21 protein-coding genes are annotated in these 21,266 nt (G+C 54.5%); 3 read left to right on the top strand and 18 right to left on the bottom strand.

Annotated features, from left to right (window positions below; all coding sequences use genetic code 11):
- Window positions 1-4: 4 nt before the first annotated feature.
- Together CYQ09_RS09860 and CYQ09_RS09855 are read left to right on the top strand one after the other, a co-directional pair.
- A complete protein-coding gene (locus CYQ09_RS09860; protein WP_106745206.1) occupies window positions 5-1,531 on the top strand; it encodes an ATP-dependent DNA helicase in 1,527 nt (508 codons plus the stop codon).
- Complete coding sequence (locus tag CYQ09_RS09855; protein ID WP_106745205.1) at window positions 1,528-2,238, top strand: SDR family oxidoreductase; 711 nt, start codon at window positions 1,528-1,530, stop codon at window positions 2,236-2,238. The genes CYQ09_RS09860 and CYQ09_RS09855 overlap by 4 nt, the downstream gene beginning before the upstream one ends.
- Here CYQ09_RS09855 and CYQ09_RS09850 read toward each other — a convergent pair.
- From CYQ09_RS09850 to trpS, 15 genes are all read right to left on the bottom strand, one after another.
- A complete protein-coding gene (locus CYQ09_RS09850) occupies window positions 2,235-2,987 on the bottom strand; it encodes a TIGR02186 family protein (protein ID WP_106745204.1) in 753 nt (250 codons plus the stop codon). The genes CYQ09_RS09855 and CYQ09_RS09850 overlap by 4 nt on opposite strands.
- On the bottom strand, window positions 2,984-3,898 hold the full coding sequence (locus CYQ09_RS09845; RefSeq protein WP_106745203.1) for a sulfite exporter TauE/SafE family protein: 915 nt from the start codon (window positions 3,896-3,898) through the stop codon (window positions 2,984-2,986). The genes CYQ09_RS09850 and CYQ09_RS09845 overlap by 4 nt, the downstream gene beginning before the upstream one ends.
- Before the next feature lie 123 nt (window positions 3,899-4,021).
- Window positions 4,022-4,828, bottom strand: coding sequence for a purine-nucleoside phosphorylase (locus tag CYQ09_RS09840; RefSeq protein ID WP_106745202.1), 807 nt, complete (start codon window positions 4,826-4,828; stop codon window positions 4,022-4,024).
- Window positions 4,812-5,777: an ABC transporter permease gene (locus tag CYQ09_RS09835; RefSeq protein WP_106745201.1), complete on the bottom strand. Its 966-nt coding sequence runs from the start codon at window positions 5,775-5,777 to the stop codon at window positions 4,812-4,814. The genes CYQ09_RS09840 and CYQ09_RS09835 overlap by 17 nt, the downstream gene beginning before the upstream one ends.
- The gene (locus CYQ09_RS09830) at window positions 5,778-6,200 is read right to left on the bottom strand and encodes a hypothetical protein (RefSeq protein WP_106745200.1); all 423 of its coding nucleotides are present in this window, start codon (window positions 6,198-6,200) and stop codon (window positions 5,778-5,780) included.
- Between the two features lies 1 nt (window position 6,201).
- Window positions 6,202-7,287, bottom strand: coding sequence for an ABC transporter permease (locus tag CYQ09_RS09825; protein ID WP_106745199.1), 1,086 nt, complete (start codon window positions 7,285-7,287; stop codon window positions 6,202-6,204).
- Entirely contained in the window at window positions 7,287-8,822 is a 1,536-nt protein-coding gene (locus CYQ09_RS09820) for an ABC transporter ATP-binding protein (RefSeq protein ID WP_106745198.1), read from the bottom strand. Before CYQ09_RS09820 ends, CYQ09_RS09825 begins: the two co-directional genes overlap by 1 nt.
- A gap of 63 nt (window positions 8,823-8,885) precedes the next feature.
- Complete coding sequence (locus tag CYQ09_RS09815) at window positions 8,886-9,254, bottom strand: nuclear transport factor 2 family protein (RefSeq protein ID WP_106745197.1); 369 nt, start codon at window positions 9,252-9,254, stop codon at window positions 8,886-8,888.
- 78 nt (window positions 9,255-9,332) lie between these two features.
- Complete coding sequence (locus CYQ09_RS09810; protein WP_106745196.1) at window positions 9,333-10,328, bottom strand: BMP family lipoprotein; 996 nt, start codon at window positions 10,326-10,328, stop codon at window positions 9,333-9,335.
- Window positions 10,329-10,517: 189 nt separating this feature from the next.
- Window positions 10,518-10,937, bottom strand: coding sequence for a GNAT family N-acetyltransferase (locus tag CYQ09_RS09805; RefSeq protein WP_106745195.1), 420 nt, complete (start codon window positions 10,935-10,937; stop codon window positions 10,518-10,520).
- Complete coding sequence (tsaB, locus tag CYQ09_RS09800; RefSeq protein WP_106745194.1) at window positions 10,934-11,542, bottom strand: tRNA (adenosine(37)-N6)-threonylcarbamoyltransferase complex dimerization subunit type 1 TsaB; 609 nt, start codon at window positions 11,540-11,542, stop codon at window positions 10,934-10,936. Before tsaB ends, CYQ09_RS09805 begins: the two co-directional genes overlap by 4 nt.
- Window positions 11,532-12,095, bottom strand: a complete 564-nt coding sequence (locus tag CYQ09_RS09795) for a NifU family protein (protein WP_106745193.1) — start codon at window positions 12,093-12,095, stop codon at window positions 11,532-11,534. The genes tsaB and CYQ09_RS09795 overlap by 11 nt, the downstream gene beginning before the upstream one ends.
- A gap of 75 nt (window positions 12,096-12,170) precedes the next feature.
- Entirely contained in the window at window positions 12,171-12,626 is a 456-nt protein-coding gene (locus CYQ09_RS09790; RefSeq protein WP_106355325.1) for a universal stress protein, read from the bottom strand.
- 277 nt (window positions 12,627-12,903) lie between these two features.
- Window positions 12,904-13,734, bottom strand: a complete 831-nt coding sequence (locus tag CYQ09_RS09785; RefSeq protein WP_106745192.1) for a class I SAM-dependent methyltransferase — start codon at window positions 13,732-13,734, stop codon at window positions 12,904-12,906.
- Between the two features lie 60 nt (window positions 13,735-13,794).
- On the bottom strand, window positions 13,795-14,814 hold the full coding sequence (gene trpS, locus CYQ09_RS09780) for a tryptophan--tRNA ligase (protein WP_106745191.1): 1,020 nt from the start codon (window positions 14,812-14,814) through the stop codon (window positions 13,795-13,797).
- An 87-nt stretch (window positions 14,815-14,901) separates the two neighbouring features.
- On the opposite strand from trpS, the gene CYQ09_RS09775 reads away from it, so the two are divergent.
- A complete protein-coding gene (locus CYQ09_RS09775) occupies window positions 14,902-15,582 on the top strand; it encodes a rhomboid family intramembrane serine protease (protein WP_239495901.1) in 681 nt (226 codons plus the stop codon).
- On the opposite strand, the gene murJ is transcribed toward CYQ09_RS09775, so the two are convergent.
- The 3 genes from murJ to CYQ09_RS09760 all read right to left on the bottom strand — a co-directional run bounded on the left by murJ (window position 15,579) and on the right by CYQ09_RS09760 (window position 21,192).
- Window positions 15,579-17,141 carry a murein biosynthesis integral membrane protein MurJ gene (gene murJ / locus CYQ09_RS09770; protein WP_106745189.1) on the bottom strand — a complete coding sequence of 521 codons (1,563 nt, stop codon included), beginning with the start codon at window positions 17,139-17,141 and terminating at the stop codon, window positions 15,579-15,581. The genes CYQ09_RS09775 and murJ overlap by 4 nt on opposite strands.
- A gap of 96 nt (window positions 17,142-17,237) precedes the next feature.
- The gene (locus tag CYQ09_RS09765; protein WP_106745188.1) at window positions 17,238-20,027 is read right to left on the bottom strand and encodes a [protein-PII] uridylyltransferase; all 2,790 of its coding nucleotides are present in this window, start codon (window positions 20,025-20,027) and stop codon (window positions 17,238-17,240) included.
- Entirely contained in the window at window positions 20,011-21,192 is a 1,182-nt protein-coding gene (locus tag CYQ09_RS09760; RefSeq protein WP_106745486.1) for a penicillin-binding protein activator, read from the bottom strand. Before CYQ09_RS09760 ends, CYQ09_RS09765 begins: the two co-directional genes overlap by 17 nt.
- Window positions 21,193-21,266: the final 74 nt, after the last annotated feature.

Genomic DNA, 21,266 nt, shown 5'->3' with positions numbered 1-21,266 from the left:
CGGCATGAACGCACCAGTCATCACATTTTCAGACGATCAGGCCGAGGCTTGGGATAACGTCGCGACCGCCCTGCGCCAATCCGGCGTGGATTTAGACGATAGCCTGCTTATGCCGCCCGCCTCTGACAAGTCATCAGTGATGGCTGTCATTGGCAAGGCTGGATCGGGCAAGACCATGCTTTTGGCCAAGCTATATAAAGCACTGGAAGACGCGGGCGTTGACGTTATTTCCGGCGATTGGGAAGGTCGAAAACGCAAAGACCGCCGAACACTGGCGATTTTGGCACCGACCAACAAGGCCGCGAGTGTGCTGCGAAATCGTGGGGTTCCCGCGACGACGATCCACCGTATTCTTTATACGCCTGTCTATGACCCAGAATACGAAAAGGTGGCTGAATGGCTGGCTGGACAGGGTGAGCGCCCCGAGATCGAAGGCCTGACAGATGTCGCGCTTGATCGCGCCTTTGCCTCCTATCAGGTAAACAAATCCATTCCCGCTGCATTAGCGGCGGCTGGTCTGCGTGGAAGCGATTTTATTACGGGCTGGAAGCGGCGCGAAGAAGCGTTGGATATCGGCTTTGTTGACGAAAGCTCTATGCTGGACAGCAAGCAGTTCGAAGACCTGCAAGAGATTTTCCCGACCCTAATCCTGTTTGGCGATCCGGCGCAGTTACCCCCGGTGCAGTCGTCTGGCGGGATGGTATTTGAAACCCTGCCGGAAAAGCGCGTTCTAACGTTGAACCGTATCCACCGGCAGGACGCGGGTAACCCGATCCTTGATCTGGCGCATGCTTTGGCTGATCCGCAGCTCGATTTCTATGCCTTTGAGCGCATGGTTGAAGAGGCGTCGAAAACGGACGAACGTGTCGTGATGGCACAACGGGTCGAGGCCGATTTGATGGCACGTTCCCCCTGTCTGGTCTGGCGCAACGCCACCCGTATTCGTCTGATCCATGCATTTCGGTCTGCGTTTGGTGCCCCGCATGACGAATTGCTACCGGGCGAGCCGTTGATTTGTGACGGTATTGAATTGCCGATGAAACACCGCAAAAAGCGGTTGGACCTAGAGGCACGCGGCCTGATCAAGGGCGCGCAAGTGATCTACCTTGGGCCGGGTCGCAAGCCTGGGTTTTCACGCTTGCATGTGATGGGCGCTGAGGACCCACAGGTCAGCGCAGCAAGCATCGTTAAAATCGAACAAGAAGGCGACGCAGAACCGTTTATCCCTTTTGCTGCCCGCATGGGGGCCACGTTCCTTCACGGGGCAGCCGTTACCATTCATAAGGCACAGGGTTCGCAATGGGACACGGTGCAGGTCTTTGCCCCCGATATTTACGCGGCCAGCCGCATGGGCCGTGTTGAGGCGGGACAGCCGTTGTGGAAACGGCTAGCCTATGTCGCGATCACCCGGGCCGAAACACAGTTGCGTTGGGTTGTTCGAAACCGTTTGGCGCGGCCCGATGGTATATTGCGTGTTGACGACCTTGAAGTCCCAGCCGCGCCCCTAGAACTGACAAGTGAGGAACCATGAAGACAATCATGATCACTGGCGCCAGCAGTGGTATTGGGCGCGTCACAGCTGAACATTTCCTAGACAACGGTTGGCGTGTTGGGCTGATCGCGCGTCGTGCGGATGCGCTAGCGGAAATAGACCACGCTAACGCGGTGCACTTTCCCTGTGACGTGACAGATGAGGGGGCAGTTGATGGCGCCTTTGCCGTTTTTGGGCATTTGGATGTGTTGTTTAACAACGCTGGTATGTTTGGTCCGCAAACAACCATCGACGAAATCGCGCTGTCGGATTGGCAGCAGGTGATCGACGTGAACTTAACGGGCATGTTTTTATGTGCGCGTGCTGCATTCCGGCAGATGCGCCACCAAACGCGACAAGGTGGGCGGATCATCAACAACGGTTCTATTTCGGCTTATACGCCGCGCGAAGGGTCGATCTGCTATACGACCACGAAACACGGCGTGTCGGGGTTAACTAAGACGATCACGCTTGATGGGCGGGCGTTCAATATCGCCTGTGGTCAAATTGACATTGGCAATGCGCGTACCGAGATGGTGCAAAACCTGGAAAAGGCGCGTGCCGCCCAAGGTTTAGAGCCGTTGCCAACGATGGCCGTCGAAGATGTGGCGCGGTCTGTTTACCACATGGCTTCGCTTCCTGCTGAGGCGAACGTGCAGTCGATGATGGTGATGGCAACGAAGATGCCACATATCGGGCGCGGTTAGCGGCGCAACATCCCAAAGATCGCGGAGGCACCCCAACCGGCGCCGACAGCGATTGCCAGCGACATCAGCCCGTACAGCAGGGCGTAATTGTGGGCGAGGTTATATAACCAGCGTTCTAACCCGACCTTTCGCACCGGGATTTCGGTCCGGTATTCGTCGATCACACGACCATTGCGGGTTAGAAATATACGCGCCTCGTATGTCCCCTCGGTCAAGTTCGCAGGCAACGTAATCGCAGTCCGAAACAGGGTGTCCTCTTCAAGGTCAATCGCGCCTTCTAGCCGCTGGTACAGCCCTTCGTCGGTTCGAATGCGGATCAGCGCATTCATAAAGGCAACGCTATCGCTAACTTGTCCGCCAATCGCCTTGATCGTGCGGGGGGTGGTGATGCGGTATTGTAGGTCTTCGACATGATGCAGCACATCGCGCATCGGTGCGGATGTTGCGACGGCATAGAATGACGGGGCTGCGTCGACTTCGACCTCATCCGTGTTGATCCAGATGCCGACGCGGCGGTCTTTGCGCCAGATATCGACGGGTTGATCTGGCCCTGCGATCGTGACGATCACGCCAAGCTCGCTTTTGTCGGGGATAGGGGTTTCACGCTTTACTGCACCGAACACGAGGATATCGGACCCTTCGAATGTCGCTGTAATCGCGACTTGGTCCTGTGACAGGCCCAGCACGATTTCTTCTTCGGCATGCGCGGGCAGGGCACATATCAGCAGGAATGCGATCAACCGGATCATGGCATCCCCGCCGTCAAAGAATAAAGCTCGGTCGGTTTGATCAACAGATCAATTGCGAGTTTTATACAAACCCCTAAGACCAATGTGGCTAGTAGGATGCGCAGCTGTTCCGCCTTCATCCGTACACCAAGGCGGGTCCCAAATTGGGCGCCGATAACGCCGCCAATTAGCAAGAGTAGGGCCAGTACAACGTCAACCGTGTGGTTGGTGGTGGCGTGTAAAACTGTCGTAAAGCCGGCAACAAAGATGATCTGAAACAGCGATGTACCGATCACGACCTTGGTAGGCATGCCCAGCAAATAGATCATCGCGGGGACCATGATAAACCCGCCACCAACGCCCATGATCGCGGCAAGGACCCCAACGAACATCCCGACAAGAATTGGCGGAATGACCGAGATATAAAGCCCCGAAACCCGAAATTTCATCTTCATGGGTAGGTTATGGACCCAGCCGTGTTTGCGACGGATCACCCGCGCACCCGGCTTGTTCGCACGGCGAATTGCGTTCAGGCTTTCGACAAACATCAGTGCGCCGATCACGCCAAGGAACAGCACGTAGCAAAGCTGAACAAGCAGATCGACCTGACCCAATGATCGCAGGTAGCTAAATACTAAGACCCCAAGCGCAGACCCAATAAGCCCGCCAATCAGCAGCACCGTGCCCATCACCATGTCGACAGTTTTGCGTTTGAGATGGGCAAGAAGGGCGGAAAATGACGAAGCGACAACTTGGTTCGTGCTTGTTGCGACGGCTACGGCTGGTGGGATGCCGATAAAAAACAGAAGTGGCGTGATCAAGAAGCCGCCACCAACGCCAAACATTCCCGACAAAATTCCGACCAATCCGCCGATCCCTAATAGAAGAAAAGCGTTCACCGATACTTCGGCGATGGGAAGATAAACTTGCATGAACTGATCCGGGCGTTTGTGCCTGTACCCACACCAAAACCGTTTCCCGCCTGAGTGTCAAACGGTCGCACAAATTTAATGCATGTAAGGTGCTGAATTGCCGATTTTGAAAGGGGGGCTGACCTAGGCTCGCGCCTTTAGATACCCGCGCAAGACCTTTTCCAGCTTGGCCGCACCAATTGGTGCCATTGCTTTTGTGTGCTCGTGGCTGATGTTCTCGTCGCTCATCCCGGCGGCCATGTTGGTAATGGTCGAAATCGCGGCAGCCTTTAGGCCAAGGAACCGGGCAAGGATAACTTCGGGAACGGTGGACATGCCCACGGCATCAGCGCCAAGCAATTTGATCGCACGAATTTCAGCGGGTGTTTCGAACGATGGACCGGAATACCACGCGTAAATGCCATCGGCCATTTCGACATCTGCAGTATCGGCAGCCGTGCGTAGCGCCGCACGGATTTCAGGATCGTAGGCGTCTTTCATCGGGACAAAGCGCGCGTCGGTTGGTTCACCGATCAGCGGGTTCAGCCCGGAAAAGTTGATATGGTCGGACAGGCACATGATGGACCCGGTCGGCATGCCAGCCCGCATCGACCCGGCAGCATTGGTCGCGATCACGCGATCCGCACCAAGTTCGCGCAATACCTCAAGCGGGAGGCGCATGGCGTCGGCTTTGCCGTTTTCATAATAATGCGCGCGGCCACCAAAGACGGCCACGCGCACGCCTTCAAGATCGCCGATCACAAGGTTGGGGTTGTGTCCGGACACGCCCGCGTGTGGAAAACCGGGTAGGTCACCATAAGGGATCGCAACGCCGTCAACAGTATCCGCAATATGCCCAAGGCCCGATCCAAGGATTAGACCAATCTGGACGGGTGCATCGCCAGCGATGCCGCGAATTTGGTCAGCAAGTGCCTTAGCGTTCTTTGACATAGGCTTCGCCCCCCGCTTTGGGGCCAGCGGCCTTGCCTACGAAACCCGTTAAGATGACCACAAGGATAAACGGTAGTACGTCCAGCAGTTGGTTGTTCAACGCAAAGCCAATGACGTTTTCAACAACGTCGGACCGTAGCGCCATCGCCTGAAGGAAACCGAACAGCAGGCACGAATATAGCGCGTACCATGGGCGCCATTTCGCAAAGATAAGTGCGGCCAAAGCGATGTAGCCGCGACCGGCGCTCATGTCTTTGGTAAAGCCCGCTTGCAATGCTGTCGCTAGATACGCGCCAGCAATACCACAGAGCACGCCACAGATCGCCACAGCCGCAAAGCGCAAGCCGATGACCGAAACGCCGGCGGTATCAACAGCGGCAGGGTTTTCACCCACAGCACGCAGACGTAGTCCAAAGCGCGTGCGATATAGTATCCACCATGTTGCCGGAACGAGCAGCAAGGCCACATATACAAGGATTGTGTGACCCGAAATCAGTTCGTAGTAAATCGTCCCTAACACGGGCACATCGCGAAGCTGCTCTGCAAAGGGCAGCTCGATAGGGTTAAAGCGCGCATCGCCAGACAGTTGCGGCGTACGGCCCCCCTGTTTGAACCAGCTCTGGGCGACAACGACCGTTAAGCCCGCCGCAAGAAAGTTAATCGCGACCCCGGAAATCAACTGGTTTCCGCGGAAGGTGATCGATGCCAACCCGTGAATACCAGACAGCAGCATCGATGCACCGATGCCCGCCAATAGTCCCAACCAGACGTTGCCTGTGACAGATGCAATCGCTGCCGACATAAACGCCGCCGCCAGCATCTTGCCCTCTAGCCCGATGTCGAAAATTCCGGCCCGCTCAGAATACAAGCCAGCCAAACAGGCCAGCAAAAGCGGGGTCGCTAGACGCAAAGTCGCGTCTAGCATCTGCAAGAGGGTCGCAAAGTCCATTTAGGCAACTTTCTCCATCAAGAATGGAAATAGGGCAAAGAAGCGGTCAGCCACTTCTGGGTTCCGGCGTAGGGCGTCTTCTGCCTCGGCCTGTGTGATATCGACGGCTTGTGTTTTGTCGCGGCGCAGAAAGAACTGTAGCCCCAGCATTGCGTCAAAACGGTCGTCGGTGATGAATGGGTCGTGTGGGATGCGGCGCATCACAGCATCGTTCGGGCGGAATACGCTTGCGGGTTTTTGCAGTGCAAGCAGCGCCACCAAATGTGGTGGCACGTCGCCACCGGGTGTTTGTGCAATCACGTGATGGATCCACATGTGGAGCTCTTCCATCGTGATCATGCCAAGCGCAAGACAGCTGAGCACAAAGCCCAGATCTGCGCCGGTGTCATCATCGACACCTATTTTAAAGGGTCCTGCCATCATTTTATGCTCTCCTCATGCTCATGAATAGCCGCTCGAGCGGCATGCGCACCATATTGTCTAGTGCACCCGTAAAGAGGATCACCAATGCCTGTATTACGATGATCAACTCACGGGGGATCGACGTCCATAGGGCGAGTTCTGCGCCGCCTTGATATAGAAAGCCGAAAAGAAGGGCCGCCAAAAGAACCCCAAAGGGGTGGTTGCGACCCATGAGCGCGACGGCGATGCCAATAAAGCCAGCGCCCTCTGCTGCGTTCAGGACCAGCCGTTCGGCCTCGCCCTGTACGTTGTTGATGGCCATCATACCGGCAAGCGCGCCGGAAATAAGCATGGTGACCATGATGATTTTTGTGGGGCTGATGCCTGCGTATTTCGCGGCAGATTCAGATTCCCCGAAGGAACGAATTTCGTAACCAAGACGCGTACGCCAGACCAGTGCCCAAACGAACAAACACGCGGCCAATGCCACGAAGAATGACACGTTGGCAGGTGCGCCACGGAAAAACGTGGTGTCGCCAAAGTTAAACATGTCTTGGAAGGATGGTAGATGCGCGGGTTCCGGAAACTTGGCCGTCGCAGGTTCCATGCCCGGTGCCTTAAGCGCGCCGATCAGCAAGAAGTTCAGCAGTGCAGCGGCGATGAAGTTGAACATGATTGTTGTGATCACGATGTGGCTGCCGCGTTTGGCTTGCAAGAACGCAGGAATTGCAGCCCATGCAGCCCCAAATAGGGCCGCCGCAGCCGCCGCGCCAAGCAATGCAAGCGTCCAGTGCGGCCATGGGATGTATAAACATACAATCGCAACGCCCAAACCGCCAAGCAAAGCCTGACCTTCGCCGCCGATGTTGAACATCTTTGCCTGTGCAGCAATCGCAACAGCAAGGCCGGTGAAGATAAAGTTGGTAGCGTAGTAGATCGTATAACCCCAACCATAGGTGGAGCCAAGCGCACCACTGACCATCAGCTTAAGCGCCTCCCAAGGGTTTTCACCAATCGCGAGGATCACCAGTGCAGATAGAATTGCAGCAAGAATGATCGAGATCACAGGAATCAGGATCACGTCAGCCCATTTTGGCATCACGTCCATCAGGAATCGCCTCCGCTCATCCCGGCCATGAGAAGCCCGAGTTCTTTTTCGTCTGTATTTTGAGGCATCCGCTCGCCCATTATTTTTCCGTCAAACATAACAGCGATCCGGTCAGAGAGCGACAAAATCTCTTCTAACTCTACTGAAACCAGCAAAATTGCCTTGCCCTGATCCCTTAGTGCAACAATCTGCTGGTGGATGAATTCGATCGCTCCGATGTCCACGCCGCGTGTTGGCTGGCCGATGAGCAGCAAATCGGGGTTGCGTTCAATCTCGCGGGCGAGAACGATTTTCTGTTGGTTACCCCCGGAAAAGCTTTTCGCGGCAAGCGTTGGATCGGGTGGGCGCACGTCGAAACGGGCCATTTTTTCTTCGGTATCTTTCTTAAGCGCGGCGTTATCCATGAACAGCGCGTTCTTTCGATAGCGGGCGTCGCGGTGGTAGCCAAATCCGGTGTTTTCCCACGCGTGGAAATCCATGATCAGACCTTCGCGCTGGCGATCTTCGGGAACGTGGGCGATGCCACGCGCGCGGCGGCTTTGGCCGTCAGATTTCGCACCGGTCAGGTCGATCTCTTCGCCGTTCATCTTGATGCTGCCAGTGGCTTTTTCATAGCCACCTAGAACCTCGAGCAATTCGGATTGGCCGTTGCCGGCGACGCCAGCGATCCCAAGGATTTCGCCCGCATGCACATCAAAGCTGACACCTTTGAGGCGATGAACGCCCTTTGCATCGGTGACGTTCAGGTCTTTGACTTCAAGGATCTTACGACCAATCTGGGCAGGGGCCTTGTCAACGCGCAAAAGTACTTTGCGACCGACCATTAGCTCGGCCAGATGAGGCGGGTTTGTCTCGGATGTTTTGACGGTGGCTGTCATTTCACCACGGCGCATGACGCTGACGGTGTCGGTGATTTCCATGATCTCGCGCAGTTTATGCGTAATCAGGATGATCGTTTTGCCTTCGCGACGCAGGTTTTCCAGAATGCGGAAAAGATGGTCGGCCTCGGCGGGGGTCAGGACGCCTGTTGGTTCGTCGAGGATAAGGATATCGGCCTTGCGATACAGTGCTTTCAGGATTTCAACACGCTGCTGCATCCCAACACCAACGTCTTGGATGACCGCATCGGGATCAACGTTCAGTTCGTATTCTTCAGCAAGGTTTTTCAATTCGCGGCGGGCACGGGCAAGCGACGGTTTCAGCAGGCCGGAATCCTCGGCCCCTAGCACCACATTCTCAAGCACCGTGAAGTTTTCGACCAGTTTAAAGTGCTGGAACACCATACCGATACCTGCCGCGATGGCGGTTTGGCTGTCGGTAATGTTTTTCTTTTCGCCCGCGATGAAAATCTCGCCTGCGTCGGCTTTGTAAAAGCCGTAGAGGATCGACATCAGGGTCGATTTACCCGCACCGTTTTCACCAATGATCCCGTGAATTGTGCCGGGCATCACGCGGATTGAGATGTCTTTGTTGGCTTGCACGGGTCCAAAGGCCTTGGAAATGCCTTTGAGTTCGATTGCGGGGGCTTGGGTCATACTGGGGCCTTTAATTTCGAAGTTGGCCTATTTCTGGCCAACCAAAGGTCGTTCTTAGGTGTCTTAATCTGCAGGCGTTTCGCCGACGAATCCGGCGATCGCAATGATCTGGCCGTCATCATTGGTATCCACGAAATAGGTTCCGTGTTGCGCCATCTCTTGTCCGTCCGGGCCTTTGCCGCTGAATTGAACAATGGCGCGGGTATAGTTGTTAATGTTGTCGCTTTTGGTCACTTTAGCGCCCCAACCGGGAGCATTTGCGCCGAACATCGCAACATAATTCGCAATGGCAGTCGCACCCAGCAGGCGTTCACCTGATCGCGGATCAGAGTAGGTGCCATTTTCAACAAAGCACTGCGCAATCACGTCCGCTTGCGCATTAGGATCTTGCATAGACCATGCAGCGAAGAACTTGTCTGTCGCATCTGCCATTGGTTCTACCTCTTGTTAAATGGGAATGCCGCGCAAATTTCTTCGCGCGGCGTTGGTCGCTCTTTTTATAAGAACAGCTTAGAAATCAAGCGCAGGGCATGTTTCATCGCTAGAGTAGTCGTGAACAGCCAGTTCGCCAGCTTCGATCTGAGCTGCGGCAGCGTATGTTGCAGCCAGAACGTCATAGCCAACGATACCTTCGTTGTTTGCGTCCATTGCAAAGCCAACACCGTGGTTTGCGACGCTCATGACGTTAAAGCCAGTTTCCATGTCAGCGCCATCAGACATTGCGTCGTAAACAGCGGAGTCAACGCGCTTCATCATGGATGTCAGAACTTTGCCTGGGTGCAGGTGGTTCTGGTTCGCATCAACTCCGATCGACAGGATGCCTTCGTCTGCAGCAGTCTGAAGGACGCCAACGCCTGTGCCGCCTGCGGCAGCAAATACAACGTCAGAACCTTGGCTGATCTGTGCAAGTGTCAGTTCGGAACCCTTAACCGGGTCGTTCCAAGCCGCAGGTGTTGTACCTGTCATGTTAGAGATCACTGTCACATCTGGGTTTGCCGCTTTGGCGCCCTGTGCGTAACCACACGCGAATTTACGGATAAGTGGGATGTCCATGCCGCCGATGAATGAAACAGTGCCTGTTTCAGATGTCAGCGCAGCCATCATACCGACAAGGTAAGACCCTTCGTGTTCGTTAAAGACAACGGAACGCACGTTTGGCGCGTCAACGACCATGTCGATGATTGCGAACTTGGTGTCTGGGTAATCAGCAGCAACCTCTGCCAATGGTGTACCCCAAGAGAAGCCAGCCATGACGATTGGGTTTGCGCCAGATTCGGCAAAGCGACGGATCGCTTGTTCGCGCTGTGCGTCAGATTGAATTTCAACTTCAGCATAAGAACCGCCAGTTTCGGCCGCCCAACGCTCTGCACCGTTATAGGCGCTTTCGTTGAAGGATTTGTCGAATTTGCCGCCAAGGTCGAAAAGGATGGCGGGGTCAGCGGCCGCTGCGCCAGCTGTCAGTGCAAGCGCGGCAGAGGCGCCTAGAAATTTTTGTGCAAGAGTCATTTGGGTCTCCCAAGTCGTTATACGAGGTTTGTTCGGCGCAATTCGCCGCCTCTGTCAAAAGCCGAGCCGATCTTTGCGTCGGTCCATCAGCCGATAAGGCCCTGACTGACGCGGAAGATCAACTGCTTTTTCGTTTAACCCATGGGGTTCGTCGTTGTTTGGGGCTTTATATTAAAGGGTTACGTTGGGTTATACGACCTGAAGTTGCTTCCTTAAAACCAGTGCCGCAACGGCTGCCCCATCTTTGGGCAGATAATAACCGGGACGGCGACCCACTTGGGTGTAACCTGCTTTTGCATATAAGGCTTTTGCGGCTTCGTTATCTTCGGCGACTTCAAGAAAAACGCTGGCGGCGCCTGATTTTTGGGCAAATGCTTCGGCTTGGGCTAGCGCAACGCTGGCTAAGCCCTTTCTGCGATGCTCTGATGCGGTAGCAAGGGTCAAAACTTCAGCTTCATCGAGGGTAACACGCAGCAAAGCAAAGCAGCGGTCGTCCCCTGATAGAATCGATCCTGTTTGGTCCATCAGTGCAGAAAATTCTTTTGCCGACCATGACCGCGCGTTTGGAAATGCGGCGGCATGAATTTCAGCAAGGGTTTCAGGCGTCACAACAATATCGCCGGTGCTTGGTCACGAGGAGGGGCGGCGTCCGCCGCACGAACGTAAAGCGGGGTGGGGCGGTGCGCATCTGCGCCGATCCGTTTTGCTGTGATCGACGCTGTTGCGCTGATTAATTGTTCGGCCGTCTTTTCCAGTGTTGTCGCATTTGGCCAATCTGCCGAAACCGTTTCTTGATCGGCGATCAGTTTGGGCTGCGATGAAGTGCCAGACTCATTGAATTCTTGAACATAGCACTGCCCGCGTGGCGCAGGGATAATTGCGGTGATTGGGAGTATTTCTCCGTATATCCGCGCGTCAAAACCGTTCACGCCAATCGCAGGTTTGCCTAAGCCCAAGGCTAGGCCGCGTGCGGCGGACACTGCGATGCGAATGCCAGTAAAATTGCCCGGCCCTGTGCCGACGCCGATAGCATCAAGATCGCGCCAAGAGATCCCTTCGGCTGCCAGCATTTCTTCAAGCATGGGCATCAGGTGTTCGGCTTGGCCTTTGGACATTTCATCAATGCGGGTGATAATTCGGTCGCCCAACAACAAAGCGGCGGCGCAATGCGCCGCCGATGTATCAAATGCGATGACTTTGACGTTAGGCTGCAACGGGCCGCACCTCGACCACCTCGGGGATGTAGTGGCGTAGCAGGTTTTCGATACCCATTTTCAGCGTCAGGGTGGATGATGGGCAACCTGCGCAGGCACCTTGCATGTGCAGATAAACAATGCCGCGCTCGAACCCGTGGAACGTGATATCTCCGCCATCTTGGGCAACGGCAGGGCGGACCCGTGTGTCTAGTAGTTCTTTGATCTGGTTGACGATCTCGCCGTCTTCGCCGCTATGGTCGGCATGGCCGCTTGCGGGGGCATGGTCGTCTGCCATGACTGGCTGGCCCGATTGGTAATGCTCCATGATCGCGCCCAGAATGCCGGGCTTGATGTGGTCCCATTCGACATCGTCGGCCTTGGTTACAGTGACAAAGTCATTGCCAAAGAACACACCTGTCACTTTTCCAGCCGCAAAGATGCGTTTCGCAAGCGGTGAATTCTCGGCCGCCTCTAGGGTTGGGAAATCGGCAGTACCCACCTCGAGCACGTTCTGGCCGGGTAGGAATTTGAGCGTTGCCGGGTTCGGCGTTGATTCCGTCTGAATAAACATGGTGCAAACCTTTTTTGTCAGGGTTTTGATATGCGCCTTGGATAGGTCTATGTCAAGGTTTGGAACGATTCTAAACTAGGTAATCGCTTCGAGCCGCTCTTTTGACAGGTCACCGGGCACAATGGTTATTGGAATTGGCAGGCTACCGGATTGACGCGATAGCTGGGTAACTAACGGGCCGGGGCCTTTGTTGTCAGTGCCCGCGCCAAGAACAAGAACCCCAATTTCGGGGTCTTCACTTACGTGGTTGATGATTTCGTGCATTGGTTCGCCTTCGCGAATAACCAATTCAGGGTGCACATTTTGACGGTCACGCATCCATTTTGCAAAGACTTCGAAATGGACTTCGATCCGTTCCCGTGCCTCTGCGCGCATAATTTCACCCACGCCAATCCAGTGGTTAAATTCATCTGGCGGGATAACAGATAAAATCGCAACACCGCCCCCAGTTTTAGCCGCGCGCATCGCTGCAAAGCGCATTGCATTCAGGCATTCTCGGCTATCGTCCAGTACGACCAAAAACTTGCGCATCGTTAGCATTCTCCCGTTCAAGCCGATATTGGAGCATAGTTCGTGTGCTGGCAATGAAATTGAAACACAGTCTATACGTTGGCGTTCGATGCCGGGGGACACCGAACGCCTCGTATACCGGGGCGTCCTACTTGGGCGGGACAACGACGCCCGGGCGGGGCGTGCAGAGCGAATCGATACTACGCCACCCCATGGTCGGGGCGGCGCGATTCAGTTTTGTGACGGTCTTGACGGTCCGGCGGGCATTAGAACACGCGTTGGCGAACGCGGGGATTTGTTAAACCTGATCTTCGGGACAGATTGTAACCGCGGGCATCCCGGTTGATGGGCATTTCAGAAAGTTGAGACCATTGTACCGTTTGATTAATGGGTCTCGGATTAACAGTTCAAAACCGTTATCAATCTTCTCTCGTTTCGCGCGAACGCCCGGATTAAAGACAAGTACAACTTTCTTTCGGGCAATGCGTAGCATTTCGTCTATGAAAGTTTCGTAATTATCTTCGTCGCCGTACGCGTCGATTGCCTGGAAACAGGCGACGATATCATAAGAATTGTCGTCGAAAGCGTACGGAGTTTTCGATCCATCAAACCCGATGACTGGCAGGTTGAGTGCATTATGGATAGGCGCATAGACCGAGCCGCGCCCATCAAGGAAGTCAGTTGCCTGATAGGTATTCCCAAAATGCTGTGCTACTTCTGCACCGCCGCATCCACCAGAAGATAGTTCCAATATATCGTAGGATTTGGCGCTATCCAAGACTTCGGGAAATAGCGTCACACACCGATCAAACTCGCGCAGCACGTTGTGGGCACGGAGTTGATATTTGGATTGTACCATTCCGAATATGCGCCGCGACGTATTGACGATAGCGTCAAAGTTGTCGGGTAAAAACTCTTCTTTCGGAAATGGGTAGGGCTTTAGAAAATCAGTCGGGATAGCGACCGATTTACTATCTAGTGACTTCCAGGATTTTTCGGTGCGACCAAACCACTTACGTATTTTTTCTGAAAGGTATGACGCATTTGGTCGAGATTTCTGCAAAAGTTCATAGGATGCAACTTCTTGATCGAAGTAGTTTCTGAGTAGTCGGGGACGGTTCGTTGTCATAAAATTGCCTTTTCTCAAAGCTGTAATTTACGCGCCAAATTTTCGGTTCCTGTGGATCTATTATGAGGAACGCAGCAATCCAACGATGTCGTATGTCTTCTTGAGGATTGGTTCAGCAATTGCGCGCGCTTTGTCAGACCCTGCTGCCAAGATACGGTCGATCTCGGCGGGGTCGTCCATCAGCCGTGCCATTTCTTCGGAAATGGGTGCCAGCTTAGCGACGGCAAGATCGGCAAGTGCGGGTTTGAATGTTCCCCATCCAGCACCCGGGTACTGTGCGATCACGGCCTCGGGTGTTGTATCGTCCAATGCGGCATAGATTTCGACAAGGTTGCGGGCCTCTGGGCGGTCAGCCAACCCTTCGACTGTTTCGGGCAGTGGCTCTGGGTCGGTCTTTGCTTTCTTGAACTTCTTGGCGATCTTGTCAGCATCATCGGTCATGTTGATGCGTTCCATGTCGCTTTCACCTGACTTTGACATCTTCTTAGTGCCGTCGCGTAGGTTCATGATGCGCATGGCTGGTCCTTCGATGACTGGGGTGGTCATCGGGAAGAAATCAGTTTTGTAGTCGTGGTTAAATTTGGCGGCGATGTCACGGGTCAGTTCGACGTGCTGCTTTTGGTCTTCGCCCACCGGAACATGGGTCGCGTGATACAGCAAAATGTCTGCAGCCATCAGGGAAGGGTAGGCGTATAGGCCCAGCGATACTTTTTCAGCGTTGCTGCCTGCTTTGTCCTTGAACTGGGTCATGCGGTTCATCCAGCCGACACGCGCCACACAGTTAAAGACCCAGCCGAGTTCCGCATGCGCGGCAACTTGGCTTTGGTTGAAAAGGATCGATTGCGACGGATCAAGGCCAGCGGCCAGATAGCCAGCGGCAACTTCGCGGGTCATATTGGCCAGCTCTTTTGGGTCCTGCCAGACCGTGATCGCGTGCATGTCGACGACGCAATAGATGGTTTCCATCTGGCCTTGCATGCCAACAAACCGTTTGATCGCACCAAGGTAGTTGCCCAGCGTCAGCCCGCCAGAGGGCTTAATCCCAGAGAAAACGCGGGGCGTGAATGTCGTATCTGTCATTATAAAATGTCCGGGCTGGATTTCGGGGCAGGGGTCGCATACCCATGCCAGACGGACCCGTCAATTTCAACAGCCCAAGGCATCATGATGAAACCTGAAAGCCCAATCAACGCTATTCCGCCAATTATTATTGTGCTGACACTGGTTATCGTCGCCGTTGAATGTACCATGCAGCTTGCTGATCTAGGTATTGTCGGGGGCGCGCGGGGCGTCGGCTGGCGTGTCGCGGCGATCCAAGACTACGGTTTTTCTGGCGCTGTGCTGGACCGGATGTTGGTGCACGGGGACTATTCCTTCGAAATGATGCGCCGATTGGTGACCTATCCGTTCATCAACGCGAACCTGACCCAAGCGGCGTTTTGTGCAGCATTGACCCTTGCCTTGGGCAAATTCACAGCAGAGTTTTATGGCGGCATCAAAATCTTCGTTCTTTACGCCGTAACGGCGATCATCGGCGCTTTGGCCTTTGGCTTGTTGGCGCCTAACAATTACCCACTGATCGGTGGGTTCCCGTCGGTTTATGGATTGATCGGGGCATACACCTATGCGCTTTGGCTGAACCTTGGCGCGATGGGGCAGAACCAGCTACAGGCGTTTCGCTTGATCGCTGTGTTGCTTGGCCTGCAGTTGCTGTTCGGGCTGTTCTTTGAAACCGGCTATGGCTGGGTCGCGGAATTGACCGGATTTGTTGTTGGCTTTGCGTTGTCGCTATTGCTCGCACCCGGCGGTTGGACCGCCTTTTTGGGCCGGATGCGGCAGCGGTCTTAGCGGCGCAGGTTGCGTTTGAATTCGGCGAGTTTGAACGCACCAATCAAATGCCCGATCCCAAAATAGCTGACGATCCCGGTCAGGACCAACACCAGCAGCGCAAGGTAGCGCAGCGTCGCGATGCCGAAGAATGGCGATAGCACCGCAGCCGTCACCCACAAAATCACCCCCATTCCAGCAGATGCCAGAACGATCCGAGGAAGCCGCTGTTTGAACCGTGCATCAAATTTTGATGCGCCATCCATATGACGCGTGCCATTCAGCAAAAGCAGAACGGTGGCCCAACCTGTGAGCGACGTGCCGACCGCTGCAGCAATATAACCGATAAATGGCGATAGACCGATCGCAAGTGCGGCGTTAAGGGCAAGCGCGATCAGGGCGTAATAAAACGGGCGTTTAGTATCTTCGCGTGCGAAATAAAGCGGCTGGAGCGTCTTTTGCATGACAAAGGCAGGTAGTCCGAGGCCATAGATCGCCACGGCAATTGCAGTCGCAGCAGTGTCGTCGCTGTCAAAGACACCACGTTCGTACAAGACACTGACAAGCGGGAGTGAGATCACCATGAGCGCGACCGCAGCAGGTACGGTCAGCGCAAGGCTGATTTCACTGGCGCGGTTAAAGGCATTTTGCCCGCCTTCATGATCGCCCGCACGCAAGCGGCGCGATAGATCGGGCAGCAATACAACACCGATTGCAATACCAACGACACCGAGCGGCAATTGGTACAGGCGGTCGGCATAGTTCAGCCAAGCAACCGCGCCGTCAAAGAAGCTGGCGACCTGACGCCCAACCAAAAGGTTGATCTGTACGACGCCACCAGCCAATGCAGCAGGGGCGGCGATAATTGCGAGGCGCTTGAGTTCGGGGGTCATTTTTGGCCGCTGCAATCGCATTGGAAACCCTGCGCGCTTTGCGGCAAACCAAACAAGCGTAACCTGGGCAATACCGGCGACAGGTACGGCATAGGCAAGTGCTTCGCCCATGAGGGTTTGATTGTCTACACCTGTGCAGCCACAGGTTAGGCCAGTCAAAACAAGTGCGCTGATAAAAACAATATTGAGTAAAAGGGGCGCCGCAGCTGCGGCCGTAAAACGACCCGTCGCGTTAAGTACGCCAGATAACAGCGCTGACAGCGATATAAACAGGATATACGGAAACGCGATACGCCCGTAATAAACAGCCAGATCAAACCGTTCTGATCCAATAAAACCGCTGGCCATCATAGTCACCAAAGCTGGCATCAGAACAATTGCGACGACTGTGAAAACGACCAGCACACCTGCAAGGCCGACAAACGCGTCTTGGGCAAATTCTTTGGCGTCTTCGCCACCTTCTAATTTTTTGGAAAACATAGGCACAAAGGCCATGTTGAATGCGCCTTCGGCAAAGAAGCGGCGGAAAAGGTTGGGCAGTGAAAACGCGACCAAGAACGCCTCGGCTACCGGGCCGGTGCCAAGGTAGGCCGCAATCATGATATCGCGCACAAATCCAAGTAGGCGACTAGCCAAAGTCCATAGGCCAACGGTGAAAAAGCCCGACATCAGACGGATTGGTTTCATGGGGTCGTGACCTCGATCATAGAGCCGTTCTAGGGCACCCTATGGAAGCGACTAGGGCGCAGCAAGAATGCGATTGTGCAAGAGATGTGCAGGATATCAGGTGCGTGCGCGTTCTGAACCTTGCGCGATCGCTTCGCGCAGCTTGCGTTCAAGCGCGGCACGTTTGGAATCTGCGTAATACTTTAGCCCAACCATATCCTTGACATAGAACGTATCAACGACCTGTTCACCATATGTCGCGATGACTGCTGATGCGATGTAGACATGATTATTCGCTAGCGTCCGTGTTAGATCAAAAAGAAGCCCCGGACGGTCGCGCGATTCAACCTCGATGATCGTGTAGATTTCGGACCCCTCATTGTCGAATGTGATATTCGTCGGGACTCTGAACGCGCGTTCACGTTTCTTGATCTTGTCTTTACTGACGAGCGCGTCGCGGGCGACGACTTCGCCTTTGAGCGTTTTAACAATCATTTGACGCAGGCGCGACAGACGGGATTCTTTGTAGGGATGGCCGTCATTGTCTTGAATCCAAAACACAGCGGTCGCGTACCCGTCCTTTGACGTATAGCTGCTTGCGTCGACGATATTCGCACCGACAAGCGCAAGAGCGCCAGTCATGCGACTGAACAAGCCGGGGTGGTCGACCATCGCAAAGCACGCGCGGGTCGCGTCGCGGTCTTCGTCGAGCATCAGGTCGATCCGGATTTCATCGTCAGAGATGTCATGTAACAGGTTTGCAAATATGACATGAGCCGCGAGCGGTAGACCTTGCCAGTATGGGCCATAGTGGCGGCCCGCTTCGGCCTTAAGCGCTTTTGCGTTCCAGTCCGTAAGCGTGGCGCGCAGTACGCGTTTTGCTTCGTTTTCACGGGTTTCGCGGTTCAGATCCTCTAGGCCGTTTTGAAGTGCATCTTTGGTCGCGGTGTAGAGATTGCGCAGTAGCACTGCCTTCCAGTTATTCCACGTATCGGGACCCACACCGCGAATGTCACACACAGTTAAGACTGTCAGAAGGTCCAGCCGTTCAACTGATTTCACAGCCTTGGCAAAACCACGCACGGTGCGTGGTTCGGAAATATCGCGTTTTTGCGCCACATCGGACATCAGCAGGTGGTATCGGATCAGCCACTCGACAGTGTCGCAGTCTTTTTTACTCAGGCCAAGCCGTGGCGCGACCTTACGGGCGATTTGCGCGCCTAAAATTGAGTGATCTTCGTCCCGGCCCTTGCCAATGTCGTGCAACAGTAGCGCAACATATAGAACCTTGCGGTTCACCCCGCGTTCTAAAATGCCTGACGCGACAGGCAATTCTTCGATCAGCTCTTTACGTTCGATCTGGGCAAGGTTGCTGATGCACTGAATGGTGTGTTCGTCGACAGTATAGTGATGATACATATTGAACTGCATCATTGCGACGATGGGCGCAAATTCTGGAATGAATGCGTCAAGAACACCCAGTTCATTCATGCGCCGCAGGCCGCGTTCCGGGTTTCCGTGTTTGAGAAGCAAGTCGATAAAGATACGCCGTGCTTCTTTGTTTTGGCGCATGTCTTCATCGATCAGGTCAAGGTTCGCTGCGATCAAACGCATCGCATCTGGATGCAGCAATGTGCCTGTGCGCAACGCTTCTTCAAAAATGCGGAGCATATTCACGTTGTCAGCCAAAAATGCGTCTTCATCGGCGACTGTCAGGCGGTTTTGTTTGATCGCGTAAGGGGCCTTTGCCCGTTTGCGCCGGCCAAGCAACCTTACAAGCATCGGTTCTGGTTTGGTGTGTGTGGCTTCGAGTGCGGTCAAGAAGATACGGGTCAGTTCGCCCACGCTGTTTGCCTGACGAAAGTAAGCCTGCATAAAGTGTTCGACAGCGCGGCGGCCGCCATGATCGGTGTAGCCCATAGCCTCGGCGACTTCGACTTGTAGGTCAAAGGTAAGTTGATCGGTTGCACGGCCTGTAATCAGGTGCAGATGGCAGCGTACAGCCCACAGGAAATCTTCGGCGGTGACGAATGTTTCGAATTCTTCGGGTGAAAACACGCCCAGCCCAACAAGGTCTGCGGCGTCTTTGACGCCGTTGACGTATTTACTAATCCAGAACAACGACTGAAGATCGCGTAGGCCACCTTTACCTTCTTTGACGTTTGGTTCGACCACATAGCGTTGACCACCTTGCTTGCGGTGACGTTCAGACCGTTCGTCCAATTTTGCTTCGATAAATTCTCCAGCGGTGCCTTTGAACAGATCAGACCAAAGTTGCGCGCCCAACCGTTTCGCTAGTTTTTCGTCGCCAGCAAGATATCGGTATTCCACCAGTGACGTTCGTATTGTGTAGTCTTCGCGGGCCAGACGAATGCAGTCTTTAACTGTACGGCTTGCGTGACCAACCTTAAGCTTAAGATCCCACAACATATAAAGCATGGATTCAATCACGCTTTCGGCCCAAGGGGTCATTTTGTAAGGCGTCAAAAACAGAAGGTCGACATCAGATTCAGGTGCCATTTCGCCGCGCCCATATCCGCCAACGGCGATAAGCGATAGTTTCTCGCCTTGGGTCGGGTTGGGTAGGGGGTGCAGTCTTGTTGTTGAAACATCAAGCACCAGTTCGACAATTTGATCCGTCAGCCAGCTATATGCCCGGGTCGTTGTGCGCGACGCAAAAGGCTGTGCTTTGAACGCGGATGCAATAACCGCGCGGCCAGCATCGCGTGCGCGCGACAAGATTGCGACCGTTGCCGCACGAATCTCACGCTCGTTAGATAAATCATCCAGTGCCGCTGCAATATCTGCTGCGACGCGTTGGCGATCAAAAATGTCGGACGCCGGACAGATGAAACTGTCCGGCGCGTTTGCTTCTAATTCTGCAGCGAGGTCAGAAACCTGCGCCACCGAAGCTACGAGGGGCTTGTTCAAGGATAACTACCTGATTTTCTGTGATTGTTGCTACGGCCAAGGCGCGTTGGTTTAACCCGTTTGGCAGTAGCCGGAACACGCCAGACGTACCGCGGAAACCTTGCGGAGACGTCAACGCGGATTTGGTGAGCGCTTCGGTGTTGCCTGCGGCGACCAGTGCACCAATTGCGGCGATCCCATCATACGCTAGGCCAGCAAGCGGATGAGGCTGTTCGCCGTATGTTGCTGCATACCGGTTGGCAAAAAGTGCCGCTGTTGACTGATCAGGCATTGCAAAAAGCCCGCCTTGAATGCCGGGTAAAGCATGAAGCTGCGGCACGGTATCCCAACGGGTAAGCCCTACAATTTTTGTCGTATCCGTATTCATGCCTGCATCGGGCAATGCGGTCGCGATCAGCGGCAGATCAGCCGCCGCGCCAGCTGTGGTGAAAACGGCCTGCGCGCCGGAACTGCGTACGCTACCAACGATTCGACGCGTCGAGGTAAATATCCCTTGTTGTGACAGTGGATAGCTTTCCATGCCGACAACTTGACCGCCGTTGTTTTGAACGGCGCTGGCAATCGCTTGGCTGCCGACTTGGCCTGAAGGATTATCACCGTAAGCGACGAGGTACCGGTTGATGCCGTTGCGTGTACCGTATTGGACCAAACGATTGGCAGTGTTTTCAAAGGTTGATCCCAGAACAAAGACGTTCCCGCCCGCGATGCTGGTTGTGTTGGAAAACGACAGTACATTTACGTTGCGGCCTGCTACGGCAACGCCGACCGCGTTTGCAGCTTCGCTATAAAGTGGCCCAAGAATGATCTTTGCGCCGTCATTTACTGCTGTAGCCGCTGCGGATGCCGCTGTGGCTGGGTCACCGGCTGTGCTATAAACACGCAATTCGATTTTTGCACCTTCGAGGTCAGCAATCGCAAGACGCGCCGCGTTTTCAAGGTTCTGCGCAAGGAAGTCGTCGCTACCCGTACCAGAGCCGCGCGGCACAAGCAGCGCAACAGGGACAGGGTCGCTGGTGTCAATTGACTGGCCGACGTTGGCGTCAGGTGCCAGTGTAACATCACAGGCGGCAAGCCAAATCAAAGCGGTAAAAGCGAAAAATTGTGCCACGGCCTTACGAGCACTAATGTATCGGGCAAACATATGCGGTATCCCTTCGTAAATCAGGCGATGCGCCACAACGGTGTCGACGCCATTTTCGGCCATCATAAAGCAGG

It is taken from the genome of Yoonia maritima (genome assembly GCF_002933395.1).
Classification (GTDB): Bacteria; Pseudomonadota; Alphaproteobacteria; order Rhodobacterales; family Rhodobacteraceae; genus Yoonia; species Yoonia maritima_A.
This window is presented reverse-complemented; position numbering and strand designations above follow the sequence as displayed.